The 14,462-nt window shown below is 48.2% G+C and carries 10 protein-coding genes; 3 read left to right on the top strand and 7 right to left on the bottom strand.

Annotated elements, in window-relative coordinates:
• Positions 1 to 300: 300 nt before the first annotated feature.
• On the bottom strand, positions 301 to 1,221 hold the full coding sequence (locus FAY32_RS12850; RefSeq protein WP_143463824.1) for a prenyltransferase: 921 nt from the start codon (positions 1,219 to 1,221) through the stop codon (positions 301 to 303).
• 643 nt (positions 1,222 to 1,864) lie between these two features.
• Between FAY32_RS12850 and FAY32_RS12845 the strand changes: the two genes are divergently transcribed.
• Positions 1,865 to 2,122, top strand: a complete 258-nt coding sequence (locus FAY32_RS12845; RefSeq protein ID WP_143463823.1) for a hypothetical protein — start codon at positions 1,865 to 1,867, stop codon at positions 2,120 to 2,122.
• Positions 2,123 to 2,156: 34 nt separating this feature from the next.
• Here the strand turns inward: FAY32_RS12845 and FAY32_RS12840 are convergent, their stop codons facing one another.
• The 5 genes from FAY32_RS12840 to cls all read right to left on the bottom strand — a co-directional run bounded on the left by FAY32_RS12840 (position 2,157) and on the right by cls (position 12,383).
• Positions 2,157 to 5,237: a YfhO family protein gene (locus FAY32_RS12840; RefSeq protein ID WP_143463822.1), complete on the bottom strand. Its 3,081-nt coding sequence runs from the start codon at positions 5,235 to 5,237 to the stop codon at positions 2,157 to 2,159.
• 215 nt (positions 5,238 to 5,452) lie between these two features.
• A complete protein-coding gene (locus FAY32_RS12835) occupies positions 5,453 to 7,282 on the bottom strand; it encodes a DUF2207 domain-containing protein (protein WP_143463821.1) in 1,830 nt (609 codons plus the stop codon).
• A 447-nt stretch (positions 7,283 to 7,729) separates the two neighbouring features.
• Entirely contained in the window at positions 7,730 to 9,352 is a 1,623-nt protein-coding gene (locus tag FAY32_RS12830) for a glycoside hydrolase family 43 protein (RefSeq protein ID WP_143463820.1), read from the bottom strand.
• Positions 9,353 to 9,864: 512 nt separating this feature from the next.
• On the bottom strand, positions 9,865 to 10,773 hold the full coding sequence (locus tag FAY32_RS12825) for a helix-turn-helix domain-containing protein (protein ID WP_143463819.1): 909 nt from the start codon (positions 10,771 to 10,773) through the stop codon (positions 9,865 to 9,867).
• Positions 10,774 to 10,925: 152 nt separating this feature from the next.
• Positions 10,926 to 12,383, bottom strand: a complete 1,458-nt coding sequence (cls, locus tag FAY32_RS12820; RefSeq protein ID WP_143463818.1) for a cardiolipin synthase — start codon at positions 12,381 to 12,383, stop codon at positions 10,926 to 10,928.
• 116 nt (positions 12,384 to 12,499) lie between these two features.
• Here cls and FAY32_RS14820 point away from each other — a divergent pair, with 116 nt between their 5' ends.
• Entirely contained in the window at positions 12,500 to 12,655 is a 156-nt protein-coding gene (locus FAY32_RS14820; RefSeq protein ID WP_191988195.1) for a hypothetical protein, read from the top strand.
• A 138-nt stretch (positions 12,656 to 12,793) separates the two neighbouring features.
• Here FAY32_RS14820 and FAY32_RS12815 read toward each other — a convergent pair whose 3' ends face one another.
• Entirely contained in the window at positions 12,794 to 13,612 is an 819-nt protein-coding gene (locus FAY32_RS12815; RefSeq protein WP_143463817.1) for a DNA/RNA non-specific endonuclease, read from the bottom strand.
• A gap of 259 nt (positions 13,613 to 13,871) precedes the next feature.
• Here FAY32_RS12815 and FAY32_RS12810 point away from each other — a divergent pair, with 259 nt between their 5' ends.
• A complete protein-coding gene (locus tag FAY32_RS12810; RefSeq protein ID WP_143463816.1) occupies positions 13,872 to 14,411 on the top strand; it encodes a hypothetical protein in 540 nt (179 codons plus the stop codon).
• The last annotated feature ends 51 nt before the right edge of the window (positions 14,412 to 14,462 follow it).

Here is a 14,462-nt window from a genome sequence, read left to right as displayed (position 1 = left end):
TTCACCTCCAATTGTTACCCCATAACCCGGGTTATTCCCCATGATGCTTGGCGACCGCCCGTCAAGCTCCTAGTCGGGCTAACCGGGTCATCTTTCCGCATTTTCCCCGCCTAGAAGTTGGGCAAGCTTCCCGTTCATTGCCAGCCGCCACAACATTTATAACCCGGGTTAACCGCCTGATTGCCCCAAAAAGCCGACATCCAAGTTCACTATTTAGTATACCAAATCAGCAGTTAAAAAAAGAGCAGCGATCCGTTGCTGTCAACGAATCGCTACTCCTCAATTCAAAGTTAACCCGGGTTATAACCACGTGCCCAGTGCAAATAGTATTGGATAGGCAATGAAGAATAACGATGCGCTCTTTACCGTCGTCATAAACGTCTTTTGTTTATCTTGGACCGCGAAAAACGGTCGCATCCCCCGCCACATGATCGGCAATAAAATCACTGACAAGGCTGTCCATGCTGGGGCAATCCCCAAAATCACATTAACCAGTGGCCAGCAACTCCCAATCACCAGGATTACCTGAATCAATTTAACTGATCCCGCTTGACCTAAGTAATATGCCAATGTGTAGCGGTGATTCGCAATATCTTCCTCGCGGTCAGCCGTATCGTTAGCCATCTGCAGCGTGAAAAAAATCAGCGTCAGTGGCAAACACAACAGAAAGGTCGTCCCGACGATTCCCCACGTCAGCGGCCGTTGTCCGTAAATTGACACGTATACACAGGTCAATTGAATCAGAAAAGCAATTGCTAAGGCGACAACTGCCGCCGAAAATGGCGTTGCGTTGATTGGTCGTGGCCCCGCCGTATAGAAGATCCCAATCGCATAACCAAGGGCGCCAAAAACTGCCACTGGCCAGCCCGTCCGCAAGACCAAGACAACCCCTGGAATGGCGGCCAGGGCATACAATCCCCATGCCAAACCGGCTACCCCACCGACCGGCAACGCTAATCGGCCAACGGGATTCGTTTGCAGAGCGTACCCCTCACGGTCGTGGGCGTGCTGATAATCATAGTAATTGTCCGCCACGTTGACCGCCAGATCAAAAATAAAGACGACCAGTAAACAGAGACCCACATTCACCCAATTGACCGTCCCTGCATAGTACTGGGCAATGGCAGCACCCAAAATAAACCACATCACATTCAAGGGTGCCGTATAGATTTCCGTCAGTTCATAAAAAACCGGCCACGTCAGCCAGCGTTGTTGTTCCATGACAATCTCTCCCCAATATCATTTTCTATAGGTCTAGTGTAGCAAATTTCTCCGTAATAACTGAATTTAACGTCCGCGAACTATGTATTTTATATCAGGACTAAAGCGGTTACACTAGTAAGCATAGCGTTCCTTATGTAAATCTCCACGTTGAATTCACCTTACATCAGGAGACCAATCTGGTAGGCCACTTTAAGCATCTGAGTCCTCAGATGTCATTCAAGGTTCATAATAATCTGGTACATGGCTAAAGCGAATTGAAAATTCACTGATAATCTTGAACATTATGAGACTAACACTACGCGTTAAGAAATTTACACGCTATGTAACCAGTTGGTTTCTAAATGTAAACTATTCGTTTCTTTATTTAACCACTCAATTGCGGGTACTATCAAATTGTTCCCAAAAATATGAGGAGGAAACATTTTATGAAAATCGTTAAAGAAACATCTATTATGGTTTCCCATCACTTTTGACTTAAGTATTTTAAAGCAAGCTTCCTAATTTTCATTACCAGTATTGGTTCCGTTACAATCAATTTATTTCTAAATTGTACTTATTTCATCTGTGAACTATGATACCTAAGGGAGCATATGTCAGGCTCAATTATCAACATCCATTTACAAGAAGGAGCCCACTTAGCATGCGAAAAAAAGGTAATCGTTTCCGAGAACAACTCAAAAGTTCCTTCGAGTCGACACAACTATTTCTCGCTGTCTGCTTAGTCGTCCTCTTTATCGTCAAAGGAAGCATCGATCTTTTCACCACCGGACACTACTTTTTCCTCAACTATCTCTGGTTTACCTTTAGTGGCTGCACCCTCTATTTTATTGGTGACGTTATCTTGATGGGCAACTACAACCATTTCAAACAGAAAAATCGGCACAATAAAGGGCTGTGACCACCGTCACAACCCTTTTTGCTTACCTTCAGAATCAAGGCTTCCGCCAACGCGCCCAGCCCGCACTTCCCAGCAGACCAATCACGCCTAACCACGTTAACCAGCTACCGACTAGCAGCCCCGGCGTCTGGTACGTCAGTTGAATTTGATGCTGGCCAGCCGCTAGTTTAGCGCCCACAAAGCCATCATTCACCACCTGCGTCTTCACCGGTTGGCCATCGACCTTCAGCCGCCAGCCCGTAGAATACGGAATGGACGTGGTCAACACGCTTGGCCGGGTCGTCGTCAACGTTCCCGTCACGCGATTGTCACGCACCCGCGCCTGTTGCAGGCCCCGCTTCTGGACCGCGTGAACCTGTCGATCATAGGACTTATTAAATGGCATCGCAATCAACTTTGCCGATTTAAATCTAATCTGATGCGTCGCGTTAAACGTCACGCTGACCGTATCACGCTCCTGTTGCGAATACCCCAGGTTCAATAGCGCATGCGACTTCGGTTCGTAGTCAGACAGGTTGTCGACGCCAAACTGTGAGAACGTCTTGGTCTGATTACGCGTCTTGACCGTTAACCAGTAATCACCCAAATCAGGATTCAACACCGCCGACCGCCACGTATTCAACTGCGTCAGTGCCGACAGCGGCGTCCCCCCCAGCACACTCGTATTCGCCTGGGCCGTCTGTTTATCCTGTGTCGTTAATCGTTGGGCCTGAATCCCGTCAAGCTCTAGGTACAGTTCCGTTCCCTGCGCCTGCCGCGGTCGCTTCAGCGTCAACGTATAGCTAATCGGATTGCCCTGCGCATCACTCGCTAGCTGCCGTAATCCCTGTTGATTGGCCTGCGTCGTCTGCTTCACGATTCGTTGATTCGTCGTGAGCACCCGCTGTAACGCTACCTTATTCCGGTCCAATGCCACCATTGGCCCATACTGCCGGACTGCTTGATCACTGATCAGACCATTCTGATCGACCGTCAGTTTGGGCACCTTAATGGTACTGCCGTAGTTCTCCAATTGTTTCTGTGACAGCCCCTTTTGTTGCCCAGTCACTGCCTGTTGCAACCGATACTGGATGACCTTATTGGTACTGTCGATCACCGGAATCGTATCGGCCGTCACTGTATAAGGGACCGTGTGTTTTGGTGACTGATAACGCGCGCGTTGCACGTTAGTCCGTGTTGTTGTAACGGCCGTTTGCGTTAGGCTTCGTTCCCGGTCGACCGCACTCAGCCGATGCCAGGCCGCACTGCTAATCGTTGTTGGTTGCGTGTAGACCAGTGGGAAGTTCAGCATCGTCGTCAGCAACTGCGTGCCGGTACCATTTGACAATCCATAGACCGGTTCTTCAGGGTACACACGTTTTCCCGCACGATAGCCATACGGCAACGCCGCGTGATTGGCGATTTGGTCTTCGCGGGCAAAAATCGTTTTGACGCCCAGCAAATTATTCATCGCCGTGCGGTTATCGACCTGCCCCAACGGCGCATTCATCGCGACCTGTGCATTTTGCAGGTCCCGACTGAACTGACCCACATACCCATTTTGCACCGAAAAGTATGACATGACACCATTCAAGCCGTGGCTCATGGTCATATTGTTGCCGACCGTTCGCAAGAGATTAAAGTTATAGGCCGTATTGACCCGTGAAAAGGTTGATTGGTGTTGGACCGCCGTTTGTGCACCGTCAAAATAGTCTTGGATGTACCGGGTCGCATCCCCCTGTCGCAACTGGTCGGTGGCTTGTGACCCCATATTCGGATCATAATACCCCCATGCATTGTTGACTAGGTTGGCCCCCACAACCACACCGAGCAGTGCCATTGTCGTGTGGACCGGCCACTGAGCACTCCCGAGAATCACCACCGTTGTTACTAAAAACAGACCATACGTGACCAGATCTCGTTCCGGATTACTGAAAATGAAGCCGTTGCAGGCGTAGACGACCAGCAACAGGCCCATGGCGCTGCCCACTAACCAATAGCGGTCCCGCTGAGTTAATACCTTTAAATGGTCACCCAACACCATCGTTGCGAGGCCAAAAGGAACCGCCACCAGCAACAGCCACCGATTAGATGGGGTCGACAGCACGTTGAAAAATGCCGCGACTGCCGGGAACAACAGCCCGCCAATCATGAGGACGAGTGTTGCCGCCAACGGCCGATTTTCCCGCCAATGCCGTAGCACGTAGACGCAACCAAAGAACGTGACACCGCTCATCCCAAAGACGGCCCAGTACGTCGGTTCGCTCCCGGTCGTCAGAATAGCATTGGGGAGTTTTAGATAGTAGCTCCCCGGATACAGCCACAGGCCATTGGCAAAAATAGTGCCGACCCGCGTCGACTTCAACATCATCAGCAATGACGGCAATAGCAGCACGCACGCCACCAAGATACCGCTGATTGCCGCGAACAGAAAGCGCCGCAGGGCAATGGGCCATTTAACTGCCAACCGCCCCTGTTGTTGCAGGCTCCAAAAGCGAATCACCGCGTAAATCAGACTGCCTAACCCTAATATGTAAGCAAAGTAAAAATTACTCAGGATCGCCAGGCCGGTCACCCAACCTAGTAGTTGCCAGCCGTGACCACGTAAAATTCGGTCGATACCCACTAGCAATAAGGGAAACCAGATCATCGGTAGCAAAAAGAACGGGTGATGAACGCCAATCATCAGCGAATACCCCGTAAAGGCGTACGTCACGGCCCCCAACAGTTGGCTCCCCGGACGGAAGGCATAGCGGTGGGCCAACGCCAGAAACGCCAAGCCCGTCACGTACAGCCGTAAGACAATAAAGACGCCGTAGCCAGTTGCCATCAGGCGAACAGGGAACAGGGCTAGCACGTAGGCAAATGGGTCCCCCAACACGTAATAGGCTAACGTGGTTAACTTATCGGCCCCCAAGCCAAACGTCCACGACCACCCGGTGACGCCGGCAAGGCCGGACTTAGCCAACAGTCGATGCAATTCCAACATCACCGGATAGTGCTGTGTGACCCCGTCCATATTCCAAATCAGTGTACGATTCGCCAAGCCAAATACGCCAAAGCTCAACGCTGCGATCACCGCAAAGGCCAAGGTATACAATACCCACAATGGCCAGCGGCGGTGTGCGATTTCCATAATTATTTCCCCCATTATTGACGTGCAATTGGTTCTGAGACCACCTGTTACCCAATTTACCGGGCAGCCGCGACTGTGTCAATGATTCCAGTCAGACTATACGTAAAAATAATGTTCCACGTGAAACAGGCGTACCCGCATTAGCATTTAAAAAGCGAGTAACGACTTGAAACATCGCCACTCGCTTTACCTAAATCTAGGAATAATCCCGTTCTTTAGAAGGCCCCTCCGCCCGAGCCACCACCGAAACCACCAGAACTGCCACCGGAGAAGCCACCAGAACCACCTGAGCTGGAACTGGCCGCTGTAGATGTCTGAATGGCGCTGGAAATACTATCATTAAGCGCGTTCCCAATTGAACCGCTAAAGTCCGTTGCATAGAAGATCGGGTAGAAGACGACAAAATTATCGGTCAACGCATCCGCACTGAAATCGACGGCCAATTTATTAGCAACCTTCTGGGCCAGACCAAATGCCGCGGCATAAGGGAGAATCTGTTCCCAGAGAATCAGGTCTCCAATCTCAGCCGTATTGAAATGACCGATATCCTTGAGCATCCGCCTAAAACCACCGATTTCATTGATTTGAATGAGGCCGGCCTCGTTGTTACGATCCGTGTGCTGGTAGCGTCGCACCGTGTAGATCCACAGCACCACCATTGCCAGTAAACCAACGATTGTCGTGCCCGTACTGAGGACTGGCGTTAACGTCCAGCTGATCCCAATGGCAATGCTGATCAAAGCGGTTAAGCCGACTGTCCCCAGCATCGTCCGTTGCCGCAGTTTAATATTCCCCGCGTCCTGATAGGGCTCAGCCAGGTCATTGACTTGTTCTTGCCACGTGTGGAACCATTTGCTCAACCGGCCCTTTTTATCACGTTTACCATACTTTTGCAGCTCCAACAGGGTAAAGCTATCATCCTCAGCGACTCGCGTGAAGCATTTTTGGAGGAAGGAGTTGGCAACGACTGGCACGAGTTTGGTCAATTTAAAAGTCTGATGGCGCCCGTCCTTAACCGGTTCCATCGCAATTTCATGCTTGCTGACGGCCATTAAAATCTCACCAGACAAGGCGTCGGTGTTGGGCGACTTAAAATCAACCAGCGACTCCGCCAACGCTGGGGACACACTGGGCACGTCAAAGAAGTGGTTAGCCGGAATGGGGTGCGGGTAGCGATTGGCTGGATGACGCCACAGCCACCACCAGAACCCTAGGCCCAAGACAACGATAACGGCAACGAATGCGAAAAAGCCACCGTAAGCCCGTTGTTGCTTCTGTTTTCGCTTGGCATTCGCCTGTTCCGCCAGATTGGCCTCTTGCTTTTGCACGGTTGCCTTGCGTTTTTCATCCTTGACGTTCGTGTTCGCAGCCGTCACACTGGTCGGAAAGAGCAGATGACTTTCCACAAACGATCCGGACGGATTCTCCGCGAGGCTCATCGTCACGCGCCCCCGTGTCTTATCGACTTTGGTATAGCCAGATAAGGAACCGTGCGTCCACGCCTGCAGCTGCTTGACGCGTGTCGCCGGCAACTGAATAACTACCTTGACGTTCTCCAAGTCAACGTCCCAGTTGGACCCGATCACCCGCCAATTTAATTCGGCTGTATCCCGATAATTGGTGATAACCCCTTGCAAATGGTAGTGGTAAACCACCTTTAGCTTATCCCCATCACTTGCACGGTGGTAGAGCTTCACCTTAGCATTTTGGTCAGCATAGTTAACTTGGTAGGTATTATCCGTATGGGCCGTCGACTGCTGTGCGGCAGTCAATTTGCCACCATTAAATGCTGTCGCAACACCGGTTAGCTGACCACCCTTAATGCCCCGCAGATCCTGATTATTGTAGACACCATGATAGTCGTCATCAAACCGATAGGTCATGGTCTGCGTCACGTTGGCATCCCCATTTTTCAACACCGCAATGTGCATCTGATACGGATCAATCGTATAGTCCGCAGCGGCCACTATGGGCTGGCTAAACGCGATGGTCACTAGCAGCGTCATGAGCCCCAATAGCCCCCAAAACATCCCTCTATGCTTCATTTCAACTCCCCTGCTTCCTCGTAATTTACCTTCAGTGTATCATAGCACGAAGACCGGCCCAAGGCGAAGTTGCCGGCATTAGTGGACCAATGATGGGGTGAAACGATTGCAGCGGTCTGCGAATGTCTTTTCTGAGCGGCCTTGCTACTATCAGAAAACCCTTCCTGAAATTGCCGCCGAACAGCTGCGCAAAATTTCGGTTCTAAAAGTCGTCTGTCAGTTAAAAATCGCCAAACTAAAAGAGCCCCCATCGCTGGAGGCCCTTCACACATACATACTAGTCTGCCGTTAGCATCGGTTCAGCTGACCGACCGGAAATCTCCGGCCTCAATCCGGTCAGCTGTTGGGCCAATCACCTTTAGCGCCACCATCATACACCCGGCGGTGGGGCGTGCCAATCATTTTGCACACGATAGTTAGACGCCAGCTAAACGACAATTTCACTGCTTAATCTGGTAATTCTTGGTAGTCGAAGTGGTCAAACGTCGCAACTTGTTCGTAACCGGCGTAGTCGACCGCTGCAAGGCCAACGAAGGCGCCAGTGAAGAAGCCACCGGATGTTTGAAGAACGTAGTCATCGGACAAAATGGCTGCATCCAATTCTACTGGGACTGTTTCCCAAGTTTTGCCATCAAAGGAGTACTGGTACGTGTAAGATTCTTTACGTGCCTTAACCTTGAACCAAACGTATTCCGTACCTTCTGGAATCTGAATGGCGTTATCCTTCAAGAATGACGTGTAATTATTGTTGTCGTTTTGGGCAACTTCAATCACACGACCCTTCTTTTCATCGTTGGTGATGAAGATCCAGGAATAGTGCTTGTCATTGTAGAAGTTAGCCAATCCAGCCATTTGTTGGTAACTGAATGGGTCGAACTTAACTTTCGTTTCAGCATCAAAGTTGAAGGCTTGCCAACGCCGTGCGACAAAGGAAACGTCAAACGTGCTGGATAAGGATTGTTGCCCCACTAACTTCAACTCGCCGTTGCCAACCGTCCCCAATTTCTTGGTAAATGGTTGCCGCAACGTGTTCCAGTTCAGGTCGAGTTCTGGCTTGTCGAACTCGTCATGTTGTGAGTGATCTTTAGGAGCGTCGGTCAAGATAGCGTCCTTTGGTGCTTCAACTTCAACTTGGCCACCGTGACCACCGACAACCCGTGGCCAGCCTTCATCATCCCATTCAACCTTTTGAATGGAAGTTTCACGGCCAAGCGTGCTCCAGCCGCGAGGATCATGACTAGATTCGTTCTCATGGTTCCATGGACGGGCAACTAGTGAAGCGTAGTACCATTCGCCACCTGGTGTGTCAGTTAAGGCACCATGTCCTTGCTTCTGTAAGTAGAAGTCTGGCGTGTCTAAGTTGGTGATGAATGGGCCATCTGGTTCGCTTTCAAATGAAAGTTCATCCAGCGTCTTAGAACGAGCAACGACTTCTTGGTGGGTAAAGACAGTCCCACCTTCAGCAGCAAACAGGTAGTAGTAGCCGTTGATTTGGTACAGATGTGGCCCTTCAACCAATTTAACGTCATCGCCGTTGTAAATGTTCCGCGCAGTTTCTGGCTTCAGCTTCATGGTAGCCGTATCAAATTCAGTCAACGTGATACCATTGAATGGGTGGTGGTATTCACGGTGATCCCAGGTCTGTTGAACTAGGTACTTGCGACCGTTCTTGTCATGGAACAGGGAGGCATCGAAGCCGACCCCGTTGACCTTAATCGGGTCAGTCCATGGGCCGTGAATATCGGTCGCCGTCGTCAGGTAGTTGGTCATGTCCTTGAATGGACCGTCGGTAATCTTGACGTCGGTGTAGATCAACCAGAATTTGCCGTCAGCGTAACTCAGATCTGGTGCCCAAATCCCACCGGAAGCTGGGTCTCCGCGCATGTCTAATAACTTCTTGGTCGTTAACGGCGCTGGAAGCTGATTCCAGTGAACCAAGTCTTTAGACTCGTGTAGCCTAACGCCGGGAAACCATTCAAACGTTGAGTTAGCGATATAGTATGTATCACCCACCCGAATTATACTTGGATCTGCATTAAACCCTGGCAGCACGGGGTTTTTTATCTTCATAGAATCTTCCTTTCATTTGTTCTATGAATTGGCTAAGTTACATGTAGAAGATCAAATGGTCTTATAGGACTGCCATTTCCACTAAATATTTCGGCACGACAATATGGCAATTGTTGTTTCTAATTTCTACTAAATCATCTGCATCCAATTCATTTTCATCACGATATCAAACAGCACATTTTACATACTAAAATCATTGTTAAATACCCATTTTTCTAACGGATATTTCATTTATGACTTTTCTTTGGGTATCAAATTTATCAGATTAGTGACTACATTTTTGATAAAATTATTTGATACTCTTTAATACTAAAGTATTGAAAAGTAATGATACTGTTGGCCTACCAGTATTATCAAAAACCATCAAGTTAGCTAACTTTGTTTAAATTGTAATCGTTTTCACGTTCAACAACCATCTTCTTTCATGACTGTTTTTGGTTAATTTGTAACCTTGCTCCCACTCACAAATAATCTTCTTCAACCTAAAATCGGTGCGTCTTTTCTGACTTAGATTATTCAAAATAGCCACTTTCTTTAGTCGTTCGTACGCGTCGCTTTTGCTTCATCTGTCGTTGATACTTGCTTGGTGTAATTCCTGACCACTTCTTGAACTGTTTACTAAAATTAGATATGCTGCTAGCCCCCATTAAGTACGAAACATCCTCAATCGAATATTCAGGCGTCCCAAGCAAAAGTTTTGCCTTATTATATTTTTGACTTTCAATGTAGTGTAATGGTGTTATACCATAGACTTTTTTAAACGTTCTATGCCCATAACCGCTGCTAATTCCAACTTTTTGGCAAATATCACTAAACGAAAAGACTGGTACTTCTTTACGATCAATTCGGCGTTTAATTAACGTCACAATTAACCGGCTTGTTTTAGCCTCACTTTCAGTATATTTATTCGTTCCTTTCGGTTTGAGATACTTTTTCAATTCCTCCGTTAACGAAAAGAAAAATTCCAACAATGCAATTTGAATTTTTAAGTTAGACTGTTCTTTACTCAGATGATGATCTGCACTGTACTGCACAATTGTCTTAGCTGCTTTACTTGCCGACTGGGCAATTGGTTGTTCAGCCGGAATCACCGCATTAACAATGTTTCTGATCATCTCCGACTTTAGCTCCAAACTCTCAATATTAAAGTGAAAACAAATATATGTCATCGATTCATCATCACTCGAATTTTTATTAGTATGTAGTGTTCCCGGTGAAATAATCATGACATCACCCGGACCATAATCGTATGAAGCGACCCCTTTTATCTCAGTCGTCTGGTGGCCATTGATAACACACATCAACTCAAAGGCCTGGTGTTTTTGTTCAAAAAATTGCCAACCACCGGGAACCGTCCGCATGTGCCCACCAAACAGATATAAACTTGAATCGATTACTGGAATTGGAACAAAGGTTTTCATGATAATCCCCCTAACATCAAATATGAAATCGCACTATTCTTAGGAAAGAAAGCGTTTACTGTCTACCGTTATTATACCGACATAGTTGATTAAAGCAACCAACTAAAAAATAACAGACCTTCTGTACATACACATACAGAAAGTCTGTTCCGTTAAAGAATTGGTGATAACAACCGTGATGCCGTTTGCTTAAATTTCAAATACGTTGACTGTTCTCTAAACTTCTCCGGCGTAATCAGTTCGCTATGCCGCATGTCCGCTTCATAGATCTCTTCGAGTTGCTTAGCAATCTCTGAATCATAGATGAACGCGTTGATTTCGAAGTTTAGCTTGAAGCTCCGGTAATCCATGTTGGCCGACCCCACTGAGGCAATCTTGCCGTCCACGACCATCGTTTTGGCATGGATAAACCCGTTATGATAGAAGTAAATCTTAACGCCATCGTCCGCTAACTGCCGCGCATAGTATTGCGTTGCCCGGTAAACGAACGCGTGGTCTGGCTTATCCGGAATCATGATGCGGACATCAATGCCAGCCATGGCCGCAATCCGCAGTGAGTCTAGCACACTATCGTCCGGTATCAGGTAAGGCGTCTGAATCCACAACCGTTTTTCGGCGGTCTGAATCAAGCGCATATACCCCATCTTAATCTGTTGCAAGTCAGAATCTGGCCCACTCGACACAATCTGCAGACTCGTTTCGCCCTTAACCTTGGTCAGTGGGAAGTAACGATGTTCGATCTGGTCATCCTTAAACGGGTGATCGCGATCCGTTGCGTTCCAGTCCAACATGAACCGTGCCTGAAGTGAGAAGACTCCCGACCCGACGATTCGTAAATGTGTGTCGCGCCAATAGCCAAATTTTTCCTTACGTCCCAAGTATTGGTCCCCGATGTTAAAGCCACCGACGTACCCAATCTGACCGTCAATGGTCACGATCTTTCTGTGATCACGGAAGTTTAGCCGAAAGTCAATGACCGCCGAACGCGTGCCCAGGAAGGGTTCTACGTGGCCACCAACGTCCATCAACGGCTTAAAGAACTTTTTCCACGTCCCCATGGAGCCCCATGGATCGTAGATAACCCGCACTTCAACACCCGTTCGTGCCTTCTTTACCAACAGATCCAAGATGTCATTTCCTATCTGGTCGTTGTAAAAGGTGTAAAATTCAATATGAATACTGGAGTGGGCCCGTTCAATGTCTTCCATCATCAAGTGAAACAGGTCATGGCCATCTGTAATCACGCGTACCCGGTTCTTCCGGGCCAAGAAAGCATGGTCCGTTTCCATAAACATATTGACCATGTTGATCACTGAGTGGCTGATTTGATCGGCTGGCATAATCTGCGTCCCAATTGCTTCGCGTTGCTGTGATAAGCGCTCATCGAGTTGAACCGCGACCTGGCGTTGCAAACGAAACATCCGGCCCTTTGGCAATTTTCGGCCGATGAAGGCATAGGCGATAAACCCAACAATCGGTAAGAGTACCAACACCAACATCCACGCCCACGTCGCCGCGATATCTCGTTTCTCCCGGAAAACCGTCACAAAGGCCAAGGCCGAGTTGACCACCACAATGATTTCCAGGATGAGCATGTAATTCACATTCACGTGTAAACCCTCCTCTGTTCTCTGTGATTTCATGATACGCTAAATCATTCAAATGTCTTTACTTTTCTTTAAACTTTTCGTCAGAAATCGTAATTTTTCGATAGGAGGTGCATACCATGCATACTAGCTTTATCTCATTGATTGGCGGCCTACATGGGACCAGTCCCATTCGTGTTTTCCATTGGATTTTTCGCGACAGTCCGGCCGTTGGCATCATTATCTTGGCCGGTATTGTGCTCTACGCCATCTACCGCTACATGAACCGGCGCTAGCCCATTAGACAGCCTGCTTCTTTAAACTTATGCTTCGACTCTAAAGACCGGTGGTGATCTATCCTTAGTTTTGAATTAAAAGCGGTTAAAAAAATCCGGACCATCGTTGACTGGTGATGATCCGGATTTTAAGGCATTCTAAAAACTAGCTGCCGGATTGCCTAACTGACTGGCTCCGGTGCTGTAATTAATTTTAATGCCAGCTTGAATATTGAAAATATAGACGTTGTAGGAAATTCCGGCACTGCCGACCGACTTGGCCTGCATATGCACGCCCCGCGCAACGAGCTCGTTGCCACGAAAGACCGGTTGCACCTGGTAACGCACGTAATCACGCGGATGACTCTTCAAGTAACTGGCCACCGGATTCTCATAGGCGGTCATACCTGGATCATTTAGCGACCGCGTCCCGGTCATCAAGTTCTTCAGATTATTATTTTGTCCCGTCAGCTGATACCCAATCAAATGACTCCGATTGTAGAGGTACCCTCGCTTGCCATTGACCGTGTACGGCTTGTTCTTCCAGCCGGTCGGATTCACGTATAGTGGCTCCCGTTTAGCAGTCGGCATCGTGCTCTTGCTCAACAGGGCATTCGCCGTCGTAACCCGGTTTAAGCTATCTAAATTTGCATAGGTTGCCCAGGCCCCCCGTTTCGTCGACAGTTCGGCCGTCGTAAAGGTCGGTTTGTTGTGGTTGACGGCGACAATTTGGGTTCCCGTATATTTTTGATCGGCTAATGCCTGGGTCGCGACCGACTGTTTAGGAGCGGCTGTCGTGTTAGATGATGACTCGCTCCCTGCCACCTGACCGACTAAACTCGAGGCCGTTTCCGTGACTTTTTTAGCGGTGGGATTTCCCTGACTACTCAACCCACCAATAATGCCAACTACTAATAGAAGTAACGCTCCATAAATCGAAATCTGGTTCCGTCCACGACGGCGGCGACGCTTGCTCATAAAATCCCTCTCCCTCAAAAATCTCTCTCGTCATAGTCTACCAGAAAAACATACGTTCGTCTTCACTTTTGCGTTATTAATTACAATATTCTATTATTAATAATTGTTAATCATTACTGTTGTTACCGGAACTTAACGCTTTTTTAACCAGCCAACTCTCTTTTCACCCCAGCGACCATGCTATACTACGATTAGCGGAAGCAGGCGGTTTGTGTGTTGACCACAAAACTGTTATCATTTTTGATGAGGTGATTTAGACATGAAGAAATCCCGTATCGTTGCCGTCGCACTGAGCCTACTGGCAGTTTTTGCCATCGGTTTAGCCGGCTGCAGTAAGAGTAGCAAGTCGGGAAGTAACCAACAAGCTAGCTTTAAAAACAAAACCACGAAGAAGGCCGATGTGAAGTCTACATTGACCAAATCCACGCAACTTTGGTACGTGGCTGGTGCCGTTAATTCTAAGAGTAATTCTGGACTGGAAGCTTACCGTTTCAATTCTGACGGGAAGGTTACCGTCTATAACGTTGATAAATTCTACAAGTCTTACAGTGCTGCTAACAAAGCCAACGCCCTCAACAAGGTAGGGACGCTGACCACGACATTTAAGACTAAGGGTGACGATACCGTCATCAATTTCAAAGGGAAGTTATCCGATATCCCAATGACCCAAAAGTTCACGGTCAAGGACACCCTGACTGGTAAGAACAAGGCGTCGAAGTTGAAAGTCGCCGGCTACCACATTGCCCGCGACGTCGATCAAGACGTGACCAAGGCCGTGCTGGTCAAGGTCGCCAACTAAACACACAACGGAAAGCGGTGCCTGCGGGTGCCGTTTTTCTATTGGAGGTAA

Source organism: Levilactobacillus enshiensis, assembly GCF_007115095.1.
Lineage (GTDB): Bacteria > Bacillota > Bacilli > Lactobacillales > Lactobacillaceae > Levilactobacillus > Levilactobacillus enshiensis.
Note: the sequence above shows the minus strand (reverse complement) of the source record. Positions and strands in the feature narration are given on the sequence as shown.

What these genes read in the sequence shown, in the direction of transcription:
- FAY32_RS12850 (WP_143463824.1), bottom strand. Translation starts at nt 1,221, where the DNA reads ATGGAACAACAACGCTGGCTGACGTGGCCGGTTTTTTATGAACTGACG.
- FAY32_RS12845 (WP_143463823.1), top strand. Translation starts at nt 1,865, where the DNA reads ATGCGAAAAAAAGGTAATCGTTTCCGAGAACAACTCAAAAGTTCCTTC.
- FAY32_RS12840 (WP_143463822.1), bottom strand. Translation starts at nt 5,237, where the DNA reads ATGGAAATCGCACACCGCCGCTGGCCATTGTGGGTATTGTATACCTTG.
- FAY32_RS12835 (WP_143463821.1), bottom strand. Translation starts at nt 7,282, where the DNA reads ATGAAGCATAGAGGGATGTTTTGGGGGCTATTGGGGCTCATGACGCTG.
- FAY32_RS12830 (WP_143463820.1), bottom strand. Translation starts at nt 9,352, where the DNA reads ATGAAGATAAAAAACCCCGTGCTGCCAGGGTTTAATGCAGATCCAAGT.
- FAY32_RS12825 (WP_143463819.1), bottom strand. Translation starts at nt 10,773, where the DNA reads ATGAAAACCTTTGTTCCAATTCCAGTAATCGATTCAAGTTTATATCTG.
- FAY32_RS14820 (WP_191988195.1), top strand. Translation starts at nt 12,500, where the DNA reads ATGCATACTAGCTTTATCTCATTGATTGGCGGCCTACATGGGACCAGT.
- FAY32_RS12815 (WP_143463817.1), bottom strand. Translation starts at nt 13,612, where the DNA reads ATGAGCAAGCGTCGCCGCCGTCGTGGACGGAACCAGATTTCGATTTAT.
- FAY32_RS12810 (WP_143463816.1), top strand. Translation starts at nt 13,872, where the DNA reads ATGAAGAAATCCCGTATCGTTGCCGTCGCACTGAGCCTACTGGCAGTT.